At 59.0% G+C, this 11307-nt stretch carries 10 protein-coding genes; 7 read left to right on the top strand and 3 right to left on the bottom strand.

Going from position 1 to position 11307, the window contains the following annotated elements; all coding sequences use genetic code 11:
• Window positions 1-237: 237 nt before the first annotated feature.
• A complete protein-coding gene (locus NW840_RS09800) occupies window positions 238-1251 on the top strand; it encodes an ATP-binding cassette domain-containing protein (RefSeq protein ID WP_414330655.1) in 1014 nt (337 codons plus the stop codon).
• 140 nt (window positions 1252-1391) lie between these two features.
• A complete protein-coding gene (locus tag NW840_RS09795; RefSeq protein ID WP_414343930.1) occupies window positions 1392-2246 on the top strand; it encodes an ABC transporter permease in 855 nt (284 codons plus the stop codon).
• A 24-nt stretch (window positions 2247-2270) separates the two neighbouring features.
• On the opposite strand, the gene NW840_RS09790 is transcribed toward NW840_RS09795, so the two are convergent.
• Window positions 2271-2486, bottom strand: a complete 216-nt coding sequence (locus NW840_RS09790) for a hypothetical protein (RefSeq protein WP_011433464.1) — start codon at window positions 2484-2486, stop codon at window positions 2271-2273.
• Between the two features lie 116 nt (window positions 2487-2602).
• Between NW840_RS09790 and NW840_RS09785 the strand changes: the two genes are divergently transcribed.
• From NW840_RS09785 to NW840_RS09770, 4 genes are all read left to right on the top strand, one after another.
• Window positions 2603-3253, top strand: coding sequence for a class I SAM-dependent methyltransferase (locus NW840_RS09785; protein WP_011433463.1), 651 nt, complete (start codon window positions 2603-2605; stop codon window positions 3251-3253).
• Window positions 3254-3367: 114 nt separating this feature from the next.
• On the top strand, window positions 3368-4390 hold the full coding sequence (thiL, locus tag NW840_RS09780; RefSeq protein WP_414343928.1) for a thiamine-phosphate kinase: 1023 nt from the start codon (window positions 3368-3370) through the stop codon (window positions 4388-4390).
• A gap of 201 nt (window positions 4391-4591) precedes the next feature.
• A complete protein-coding gene (locus NW840_RS09775; RefSeq protein ID WP_414330664.1) occupies window positions 4592-5185 on the top strand; it encodes a hypothetical protein in 594 nt (197 codons plus the stop codon).
• Window positions 5186-5269: 84 nt separating this feature from the next.
• Window positions 5270-6793: a S10 family peptidase gene (locus NW840_RS09770; protein WP_414343926.1), complete on the top strand. Its 1524-nt coding sequence runs from the start codon at window positions 5270-5272 to the stop codon at window positions 6791-6793.
• A gap of 370 nt (window positions 6794-7163) precedes the next feature.
• Here NW840_RS09770 and NW840_RS09765 read toward each other — a convergent pair whose 3' ends face one another.
• The gene (locus NW840_RS09765) at window positions 7164-9134 is read right to left on the bottom strand and encodes a protein kinase domain-containing protein (protein WP_414343925.1); all 1971 of its coding nucleotides are present in this window, start codon (window positions 9132-9134) and stop codon (window positions 7164-7166) included.
• Between the two features lie 141 nt (window positions 9135-9275).
• On the opposite strand from NW840_RS09765, the gene NW840_RS09760 reads away from it, so the two are divergent.
• Window positions 9276-10157, top strand: coding sequence for an inositol monophosphatase family protein (locus tag NW840_RS09760; RefSeq protein ID WP_011433458.1), 882 nt, complete (start codon window positions 9276-9278; stop codon window positions 10155-10157).
• Here NW840_RS09760 and NW840_RS09755 read toward each other — a convergent pair.
• A complete protein-coding gene (locus NW840_RS09755) occupies window positions 10112-11095 on the bottom strand; it encodes a glycosyltransferase family 2 protein (RefSeq protein ID WP_011433457.1) in 984 nt (327 codons plus the stop codon). The two genes, NW840_RS09760 and NW840_RS09755, sit on opposite strands and share 46 nt — an antisense overlap.
• Window positions 11096-11307: the final 212 nt, after the last annotated feature.

The raw sequence follows: 11307 nt of genomic DNA, 5'->3' as shown, positions 1-11307 counted from the left end.
CTCTTGGGGGCTGCCGTAAACCAGCCTAGAGGTCCGGGCTTGTTTTGTTCTCTGGTAGAGCAGAACAGGCCCAGGGCTACTGAAAGCCCGCTCCGTACCGCTTAGCGGTCGGAGCCGGGTAGTTTACCTCCCACCATCCCTAGGGGGCTGGCGGCAACGAGCAAGAAATGGTGGCGATCCCTGGCCTCATCTCCCGAACAGGCTTGATAGCCTAGAGGAAGCGAGATGTGGATACCCATGTCAGATACTCCTGCGGTCTTGGTAGAGCAACTTCAAAAGCGCTACGGATCCACAGTGGCCGTGGCGGACGTCTCGTTTCAGGTGGAACCCGGCCAGATCTACGGCATTCTCGGCCCCAATGGGGCCGGCAAGACCACCACTTTGCATTGCCTTTGCACCTTGCTTCGTCCCGATGCGGGCCGGATAGAGGTGTACGGAATCCCGGCCAGCGAAAACCCCAAAGCGGTACGAGAAAAACTGGGGTTTGTTGCCCAAGAGGTGGCTTTGGATAAGGTGCTGACCGGGCGAGAATTGTTGCAGTTGCAGGCCGACCTCTACCACCTGCCGCGCCCCCTGGCCCAAGAGCGAATCGCTGCCGTCCTGGAGCTGCTGGGGCTGACCGACCGCGCCGACCAACTCATCGGTACCTACTCCGGCGGGCTGCGCAAACGCTTGGATCTGGCGGCAGGACTGCTCCATCAACCCCAGGTGCTGGTCTTGGACGAGCCCACGGTGGGCCTGGACATTCCCAGTCGGCTGGCCATCTGGGATTTTTTGCGCCAACTCAAGAACACAGGGATCACAGTGGTGCTCAGCAGCCATTACCTGGAGGAGATCGACCTGCTGGCGGATCGGGTGGCCATCATCGACCGGGGCAAGGTGATCGCCGAGGGAACCCCCGAGGAGCTCAAAACCCGCGTCGGCGGCGAGCGCATCACCGTCAAGCTGCAGGAATTTGCCCCGGCGGAACTGGCCCAACGGGGTGCCCAACTGCTGGGATCCCTGCCCTTTGTCCAGAAGGTGGTGATCAACAGCGCCCAGGGCAACGCCCTGAACCTGGTGGTGCAGCGGAATGGGGAGGATCCCCTTAGCCAGATTCGCGCCCACTTGCAGGCTCATGGGCTAGAGGTGTTCAGCAGCACCCAGTCTCGTCCCAGCTTGGATGATGTGTATTTGGCGGCAACCGGGCAAACCCTGATGGACGCGGAGCTGGCCGCTGCCGAGGCCAATCTGGGCAAAAAGAAAAAGTAACTTCATCACCTCATGCTCGAGCCCCATTGATCCCTGTACAAAGGCATATCGAGATATTTATTGGTTGTATTGGTTGATGGATTAGATACTGCATTCATTCATCACACATTCATTGATCACAACTCTACAGGAGCTTGGGTATGACCTCTGCCTCTTCCCCGGTTCAATCTAACCCGATCCCCCTTTTGACGGCTGACTTTTGGCAGGAGACCTTCGCCCTCACGCGCCGCCTGTTTATCCAACTGAAGCGTCGCCCCACAACCTTGCTGGTTGGCATTATCCAGCCGTTGCTCTGGCTAATTTTGTTTGGGGCTTTGTTTCAGAATGCTCCTGCCGGCATTTTCGGGGCCGGACAAAACTACACCCAGTTTTTGGGGGCGGGAGTCATTGTGTTTACGGCTTTTGGTGGAGCCTTGAATGCTGGGGTGCCGGTGATTTTCGACCGAGAATTTGGCTTTTTGAACCGGCTGTTGGTGGCTCCCCTCACCTCTCGTTTTTCCATTGTTCTCGCCTCTAGCCTGTTCATCGTCAGCTTGGCGCTGCTGCAGACGGCGGTGATTGTGGGGGCAGATTACGCCCTTGGGGCCGGGATCCCCGACGGGCCAGGCTTGGCGGTGGTGGCCCTGATCGTGGGCCTGTTGGTCTTGGGCTTCACGGCCCTGAGCTTGGGCTTGGCCTTTGCCATGCCGGGGCACCAGCAATTGCTGGCTTTCATCTTTTTGGTCAACTTGCCCCTGATCTTTTCCAGCACGGCCTTGGCTCCCCTGAGCTTTATGCCCACCTGGCTGCGTTGGGTGGCCAGCCTCAACCCCCTCACTTTTGCCATCGAGCCCATCCGCCATGTTTACCGCAGCAGCCATTGGAGCTGGGCCGATGTGGTGCTGCAGGCTCCCTGGGGCGATCTCACCCTGGCGGGATCCCTGGGCCTTTTGACGGGGTTTGTCGTAGTGTCGGTTCTGCTGGTGCAGGGGGTGTTGCGCAAAAGCTTGGCCTGAGCATCTCTGCCCAGGCTGTGCCCCTCAAAGCCACTGGCGGGAAACGGACTTCTCCATAGCTGCCTGTGCCCGCTGCACCAGAGCCAGGGGGCTGTCCTGGGCTGGGGAAACGCTGAGAGAAGGAGTAAGGCTGCGAGCCTGCAGAGCCATGTGGAGCTGCAGTTCGGTTACGTACTCCCGCAGGCCAAAGTTAGACCCAGAAGAAGAAGGAGCCGCTGAAGAGGGGTGAGACACAGACATCACGGCAAAGAGTCCTTCACGAAATGGCCACTGTTGCTCTGCTAAGGTATCACGCCCACCCCTTTTCCGAAGCTTCCAAAATGTTAGCTTTGATTAAGATTTGCAACCGTTTGGCCATGGTGGTGCTCAAGGATTGGCAGCGCTCCAAGTTGGATCCCAGCGACGATGCCCTCTTTTACAGCTATCCTCGCTTCGTGACTCATGTGGATTCTGGCTTCATCGGCCAGCTCACCGATCTATACCGCGAGCATTTGCGGCCCCAGACCCGCATTCTCGATCTGATGAGCAGTTGGGTCTCCCATTTGCCACCTGAGATGGAGTTTGCCCATGTGGAGGGGCATGGGATGAACCCGGAGGAACTGGCGGCCAACCCCCGGCTGGATCACTTCTTCATCCAAAACTTGAACCAAAACCCAAGTCTGCCCTTCCCTGATCAATCCTTCGACGCGGTGCTAAACACGGTCTCGGTGCAGTATCTGCAGCAGCCGGAGCAGGTGTTTGCCGAGGTGTATCGCATCCTAAAGCCCCAGGGCCTGTTCATCGTCAGCTTCTCCAATCGCATGTTTTTCCAGAAGGCGATCCAGGCTTGGCGGGACAACTCTGAGGCGGGGCGAGTGGAGTTGGTCAGGCGCTATTTTGAGTCGGTGCCAGGGTTTGCGGTGGTGAAGGTGATCCAGCGGCCTGCCCCTATGGGTTGGCTGGGCTTTTGGGCAGGCGGAGGCGGGGATCCCTTCTATGCCCTGATTGGACAGCGGACGGCGGGGTAGAATTCTCCAGCTTGCCTGTGGCGTGCAGGCGGGATCCTTGGAAATATCCAACAAGAACCCATCATCCATCAGCTTTTTCAGCTTTGCTATCCTCGCTACCCTCAGAGGGCTGTTTTGTTCTCCGGTCTTCCTGACAGTGCTTCTCCACAAAACGGCGATCCTTCCCCCCTACCCATCTCAGCAATTGGGGAGGCGGGGCTGCTGCAGATCGTGCAGCGCTACTGTCCGGCCCAGGTGGTGGGGGATGATGCGGCGGTGTTGGCTGCTCCGGAGGGGCAGTTGGTGGTGACAACCGATGTGTTGGTGGAGGGAGTTCACTTCAGCGATCTGACGACCCCGGCCCATGCGGTGGGCTGGCGCGCGGTGGCCGCCAATCTATCGGATCTGGCCGCGATGGGATCCCGTCCGCAGGCGTTGGTGGTGGGCTTGGGCTTGCCGGGATCCACGCCGGTCGCTTGGGTGGAGGAGCTTTATCAAGGGATGCAAGCCTGTTGCGCCCGCTGGGGATGTCACCTGGTGGGAGGGGATCTGTGTCGGTCGCCGCATCGGTTCGTGGCGATCACGGCTTTGGGAAGGGTGCAGCCGGGGCGGGCTATTCAGCGCAGACGGGCTCAACCCGGCGATTGGCTGGTGGTGACAGGGCCGCACGGAGATGCGCGGGCAGGCTTGGAACTGCTTCTCCATCCTGAACAGGGATCCTCAGCCACGGCAGCCGAGCGCGAGCAGTTGATCAGGGCTCACCAATACCCACGCCCGCGACTGGATCTGTTGCCCCTCTTAGAAGGGATCCCGGATCCCTTGCGCATTGCCGGCATGGATACCAGCGATGGTTTGGCAGATGCCCTGGTGCAGGTGTGTCAGGCCAGCGGGGTGGCGGCGAGGATCGAGGTGGAGCGGATCCCGATTTCAGAAGCTTTGCGGCAGGCTTTTCCGGCCCAAGCCTTGGAATGGGCGCTCTATGGAGGCGAAGATTTTGAGCTGCTCCTCAGTGCCGAGGTGTCGGTGGCCAAGCATCTGTTGGAAAGATTGCCGGGGGCCGTTTGGATTGGAGAAGTGACAGGCTGGGATCCGCAGGGAACCGTCTGGCTGAAGGACGGGCAGGCCCTCAGTCGTCAGCAAGCCTTCCAGCATTTCTAAGAGGCGTTGTGCTGCAGGATGGTCACCCAAACTGCCAACAGTTGAAAACAAATCGACTTGTGGGAGAAAACAAGCCCTAGGAAGGATTCGATAACCTAGAAGTGGAGAGAAGCTGAGACAAGGAAGCAAATTGACTTGGAATAGCTTCAGGCAACTGCTCAGAACTCGGCAGAACTTGGAGAAGCATTGGAGACTCTACTCATGAAAGCTATCTTAACAGCAGCCATTCTTGGCCTGGCCGGGATCCCTGCGTTGGCCCCCTTGCCCAGTTCGGCTCAGCCGCTTTTTGAATTGGGTGCCTACCGCCTTGAGCAGGGGACGATTATCCCGGTCGGCAGCCTGAGTAGCGAAGGGCCGCAATACTTTTATCCCGACACCGTCTATCCCCTGGAAGTGGCCGTTACTCAGAACATTTTTGACAGCCAGGGGCGCTTGGTGATCCCGGCGGGTAGCCGCATTTTTGGACAGATGGAACCTGCACCGGGCGGATCCCGCTTTGTCGGCACTTCCATTGTTCTCGGCGGTCGTACCTACAGCCTGCGGGCTTCCTCCAACATCCTCCACGACGAAAAGGATCCCCGTCAGTATTCGGCTGAGGCCATCGCTCAGGATGCAGCCATTGGGGCAGCCGCGGGAGCCATTTTGGGGGCCATCACGGGCAGAGTATCAGTGGGCAATGTCTTAGGAGGCGCCGTGACCGGAGTGGTGGTGGGCAATGTTACCGCTCCGCAGGTGGTGGTGCTGCGCCCCGGCCAATCTTTCAATCTAACTTTGGAAGCTCCGCTGACTTTGTGAGGTGCCGTTTGGAGATTCCTCTGGGAGTGTTGAGGGTCGGCAACTTGTGATTCACTGGGGATCAGACTGCGGATCCCTGTTTTCATGGCTACTGAATCTAAGCCCACTTCCCCCCTCTCCTCCACCGAGCACAGGTTTACGGCTGGAGAGGAGAGCTTTACCTACAGAGCGCTGGCCGGTTGGCAGACCCTTTTCCAGCGGGAAAAGCCGGTGGCCGAGATCTTTCACGTCGCCTATCTAAAGCAAGACTCCGCCTCTCAGCACCGCCCTCTCACTTTTGTGTTCAACGGTGGGCCTGGGGCAGCTTCTGCCTACCTGCACATGGGAGCGCTGGGGCCCAAACGGATTTGCTTCGGGCCCAACGGCAGTTTGCCCCCCTCCCCGGTGCGGCTGGTGGACAATGCCGAAAGTTGGCTGCCCTTTTCCGACCTGGTCTTTGTCGATCCGGTGGGGACGGGGTTCAGCCGCGCCCTGCCCAAGGATTCTCAAGACCCCAAAGATTCCCGGGAGAAATCCGATCCGGCATCCAAGCCCCCTCAGCCGGATGCTAAGGCGGAGGAGCCTCCTAAGGAATCGCCCTTCTGGGATGTGGAGCGGGATTTGCAATCCTTGGGAGAATTCATTCAGGGCTTTCTTTCCCGATACAAACGCTGGCTCTCCCCCATTTTCATTGCCGGCGAGAGTTACGGTGGGTTTCGGGTGGCGCGGCTGGCCAAGGAGCTGCAATCCAAGTTTGGCGTGGGCCTGTCGGGGGCCATTCTCATCTCGCCTGCGATTGAGTTTGGGTTGCTGGAGACCAACGATTACAACCTCAGCACCTGGGCAGCCCTTTTCCCTTCCTATGTGGCCACAGCAGCCCATCATGGACGGTGTGGCTGGGGGGAGGATTTGCAGATCCTGCTGCCCAAAGCAGAACACTTTGCCCGACAACGTCTGCTGCCCCTCTTGGCCATGGGGGAGGCAATGCCAGAGGCAGAACGGCAAGCGGTGTATCAGGAAATGGCAGCAGGGATCGGCCTATCTCCAGAATATGTAGCCCACAAAGGCGGGCGGATCGATATCGCCAGTTTTGCCCGCGAGCTGTTGCGGTCGCAGCGACTGGTGCTGGGGCTCTACGATGCTTCTGTAACCACGGTGGATCCCTTTCCGGATCGGCCTACCTTCGAGGGATCCGATCCCACCTTGGATGGGATCGATCGCCTGTTCACGGCAGCCATCAACAGCCACTTGCGAGAGACCTTGCAGGTGGAAACGGAGTTGACCTATCACCTACTGAACCTGGAGGTGTTCAAGTCCTGGCGGTTCACCCCAAAAGGAGAGTTTAAGCAAGGATTCATCGGGGCAATGGACGAGCTGCGCAGCAGCATGGCCCTCAACCCCCACATGCGGGTGAGCATTCATCATGGCTTTTACGACCTGGTCACGCCCTACTTTGCCTCGAATCACCTGGTGGATTTGATGAAGTTGGATCCGCGGTTGAAGGCCAACCTCACCCTACGTCATTATCGCGGCGGACACATGTTCTACACCTGGGATCCCTCGCGATTGGAGTGGTTTACAGAAATGCGTGAGTTTTACTCGAAAACAGCTTCCAGCTCAGAGTCATAACATACTCGCCGGGCGAGGATTCTGGTTCCTGGTTTTGCAGCAGCACTTATAGTCAATTCAAATGGCAATGAGACACTAGCCGGTGCAATAGCTCCGCTAGAAAGTTCCTCTATAGCGTGCATCCTTGCCCTCTTGAAATTTAGGCCAGGACAGTGGCCCACACCCAAAACGTTGCATGCACAGGGCCATAGGGCTTTTCTCAGTAGCTCAAACGACCCTACTCCCTACAACCAGTCGCGTAGCTCTGAGCTGGGGATCTCACGGCGCTCCCCGGTAACCGTGAGAAAAATCGTGAGAAAAATAATGAGCGGTTTTGATTCCTGTCTTTCCCTCTTCTTGAGAGAGAGAACTCAGATGGGATCCCTGTGGGCTAAGGGGCTTGTTGTTGATTTTGAACAGTAGGGATCCGGCGCAAATTCAAAAGCACCATTGCGCTAAGGGGGCGCGTGTTGGCCAGTAGCCCCACGATCAGCAGCAGCCAACTGTTCAAGGTAGTATTGTCTAGCAGCCAACCCATCAACAGAGCCGATCCTGCCCCTTCGGCAACTGCCGCCAAGATCCAAGCCCGGCTACCTTTCCAGCGCTGAGACCACAAGGCCCATTGCAGCCCACCAACGCCGACCCCCACCAGCAAACCGCGCAGCGCATCTCCCATTGCCTGCAAGACATTTTGGAGCCAGGGATCCGTCGGGTTAAAAGCAGAGGTTGCCACCCCCACCTGGGGAGCGAGGAAATCCGCTGCCACCCAACCCAAAGCCGTGGCCAGCAGAGTTGCAGCCACCCATCCCACAGAAACCTGCCGCCGCAACACCAGCCACTGCAGCAGCCCCATCAGCAAGCCAAGGCCGGCTCCAGCCACCGCTTCTTGTAGCGATCCCAAAGCCGCCAGCAGAGGCGCTGATGCCCCCAGCCCCAGGTAGCCGATCCCAGCCGCCCCCAAATTGGCCAAGAGCCAACTCAACGCCGACCCTTTGCCCAGGCGGGGTGCATTCAGGGGTGCATCCAACAGATGAGAGCCGGACTTGCTGTTGACATGTTCCTGCCCAACCTTCTGTTCCACCTCGCGCAGCCCCTGTTCCGCTGAAGGGTTACCCGGCTCCAGCCGCAGCACCCCTTGATAATCCATCTGGGCAAGGCCCCAATGTCCCTGCCGTTGGTGGGCCAGGCCGCGGTAGAGATAGTAGCGGGCTTCGTTGGGGGCGCTCTGGATCAGCTCATTGAGCAGATGGACGGCCATCTTGTACTCGCCTGCCTCGATCAGACTGACCGCCTGCTGGAGCTTTTCTTCCTCAACTGGGGCAGTTCGGGGCTGTTGGGAAGTCGGCTGGCCAAATCCGGTCGGGATCCGCTGGGGACGAACACCTGGAGATGCAGGAGATGAACTTGGGGGAACGAACGGGGCAGGAGGGGCGATCTTGTTTCCATAGACAGCCTGTAGCTGCTGGCCGAGCACTTCCATGTTGGCCGGGCGGAGGGCAGGGTCTTTCTCTAGGCACTGGAGGACAACCTTCTCCAGGGCAGCGGGGATGGGGTGGGCTAGCTTGTGGTCTTGGAAGGGGCGGGGCTTTTGAAAGTTGTGGACGTGGTACCAGCCTTGCAAGGTGTCGGTATCCGGCTCGAAGGGCAACGCACCAGTTAACAGCTCGTACAGCACCACCCCCAGGGAATAGATGTCGGAGCGGCCATCCAGCTTTTCTCCGCGCATTTGCTCGGGCGAGGCATAGACCATCGTGCCCAAAAAATAGCCCGTCTGCGTCAGGCCACGAGAGGTTTCCCCCATGAGCTTGGAAATGCCGAAGTCCAGGATCTTGACCCGCTCTTTCCCATCGGGCCCTTTCTGCACAAAGATGTTGCTGGGTTTAATGTCGCGGTGGATGACGCCGCGAATGGAGTGCTTGCCCAGATCCATCTGAAAGTTGTGGGCGTGGTGCAGGGCAGAGCAAATTTGCAGAGCCAAGTTCACCACTCGCTCTGGGTGCAGGGGGCCTTCCCGAGCCAGCACATAGTCCAACCCCTGGCCGCTGTAGGGTTTGGCATTCAGGTACTCCATCACCAGATAGGGCTGGTTTTGGTACAGGCCGTAAGAGCGCACCTGCACGATGTTGGGGTGCTCGCCCAACAGAGCGCTGACCCTGGCCTCATCCATGAAGCGTTGCTGCAGTTGCTGGTAGTACTCTGGGCCCATGTCCGGGGGCGGCGGGCGCAACAACTTGACGGCCACCAGCTCGTCATTGAGCTGGGTATCCACCGCCTCGAACACATTGCCGTAGCCACCCTCGCTGATGTGGCGGGTCAGCCGGTAGCGGTTGCCAATCAGTTGTCCAATCAGGCGCTGGTTCATGGAGGAGGGTGGCCAGCTGGGGAGTTTACCTATGATTTGATTCTATTCAGCTTATGGGCCTAGAACCTGCTTGTGAGGGATCCGCTGCCATTGCGACCCCTTTTCCACCCCAAAAGCCAGGGATCCCGCTAGGATTGGGGCATGAGTGCTCCTTCTGCAACTGCTGCTCTATCCCCTTTCTGGCTGGAGGTTACCGAGTTTGCCTTGCAGGCTACGGCCAGCGTGGGATCCCAGCTCTTGGCAGACTTTGGCCAGGCCCACCCTACGGTTCGCGCCAGCGGGACGGAGTCCTTAAAAGCCGACGGCAGCTTGGTAACCTCTTCTGACCAGTGGGCGGATCGCGCTTTTCAAGGGGCCATTGCCGCTGCCTACCCCGATCACGGTTATCTGAGCGAGGAATCCAACCACATTTTTCCCGAGAAGGAGTGGTGTTGGGTAGTGGATCCTTTGGATGGCACCACCAATTTTGCCCGTGGGATCCCCATTTGGGGCAGCTCCTTGGCTTTGCTGCATTGGGGCGTGCCGGTGTTTGGCTGTGTCCATCTGCCGCCCATCCGCCAGACTTTTTACGGTTATTGGCCTCGGTTTCCTGGGGATGCAGCAGCAGGAGCTTTTCTCACCCGCCACGACCGGGATCCCGCCTGTCCCCAGCCAATCCGTCCTAGCACCGCCTCACCCGGCCCCAACCAATTGTTCAATTTCTGTTCCCGCAGCAGCCATTGGATTAGCCCGCAATTCCCTTGCAAAGCGCGGATGTTGGGGGGCGCTGCCTACAACCTGCTGGCGGTGGCCGGTGGCAGCCTTTTGGGGGCGGTAGAACGCTCGCCCAAGATCTGGGATGTGGCGGCAGTGTGGGCCATTGTCAAGGGGGCCGGCGCCGTTTGGGAACCCCTGAGCTGTGCCGATCCGGATCCCGGCCAGCCTCTCATTCCCGGCAAGGATTATGGCCGACTCACTTACCCCGCCCTGGTGGCAGCTCAAGCCGAGTGGATCCCCTTATTTCGCGCCTTCATCGCTCTGTAGCTTTCGTAAACGGCCTGCACGTTGTACCAGTTGAGGAAAAAAATCCGGCACAGCTCCAAGGCCAACTGCGAGCGGCCATGCCGGATCAACCAGCGCAGCAGCGGTTCCACCCGCTTCTCGTTCAGCCAGCCCCCCAGGGATAAAAGGCCCCACAGGAATTGGTGCAGGGGCGTCAGTTGGATCATCAGGCGCACGGCCCAGGTGGGGTGTTTTTGGTAAAAGAGAATACCCATGCGGCCCCGCTGCCGTTCCCGCTCAATCAATCCTGGGATCTGCTGCAGCTCAAAGGGCGGATGCCAGTGGTAGCCGGTGGCCTGGGGGCACTTGACCAGGCGCAGGCCCAAACGTTTTAGCCGCACCCCCAGCTCCAGGTCTTCCCAGCCGTAGAGGTGAAACCGCTCGTCAAAGGGGCCGGCGGGGGTTTCGCAGGCCAGCTCCAACCAATGGCGGGCAATGGCCACGTTGCCGGTGGCGAAAAAGGCTGCCGAAAAATCGGTGGGCTTGAAGGGTTCGGAGCGGGGATCCTGAAAATTGCTCGTGTTGATCACCCGCCCGTAGGTGAAGACCTTAGCCTCGTGGGGGGAGCGGGGATCCCCTGTGACGCCGTGCCGTCGCAGCATCTGGGCGTGGCTGGCCAAGAAGTGATCCACCACCACCAGGTCGCTGTCGATAAAGACGATGAGGGATCCCTGGGCGTGGCGAAACCCCAGGTTGCGGGCAGCGGCGGGGCCGCGGTGCTCCTGCTGCAACAGTTTCCACTGGGGCAAGCCAACGGGGTTGTTCTGCAGCCATTCCACTGTGCCATCGGTGGAGCCGTCGTCCACCACCACCACCTCGTAGCCCTCGTAGGGGCCGGGCTGTTGCTGCGCCAAGGCCCGCAGACACTGCTCCAAAATCGGACGGCGGTTGTAGGTGGGAATGATGACGCTGATGTACACCGGGGATCCCTGGAGATGGCCGTGCAACCTTAGAGCAAAAGTTGAGCAAAACGCTTCAGGGAGGAGGGGTTCGCGCTGCCTGTTAGGCTAGAGGGCTTTTAGGAGCATGACTCTAGTCAATAATAAGCTCAACTATACTGAGAATAATGTATAATATGTTCAGTACGGATTACTACCAGTTGATCTTTCTGTTTACTTTCGAGTCTGCCAAC

Source organism: Synechococcus sp. R5-13, assembly GCF_047462015.1.
Taxonomy (GTDB): Bacteria; Cyanobacteriota; Cyanobacteriia; order Thermostichales; family Thermostichaceae; genus Thermostichus.
Note: the sequence above shows the minus strand (reverse complement) of the source record. Positions and strands in the feature narration are given on the sequence as shown.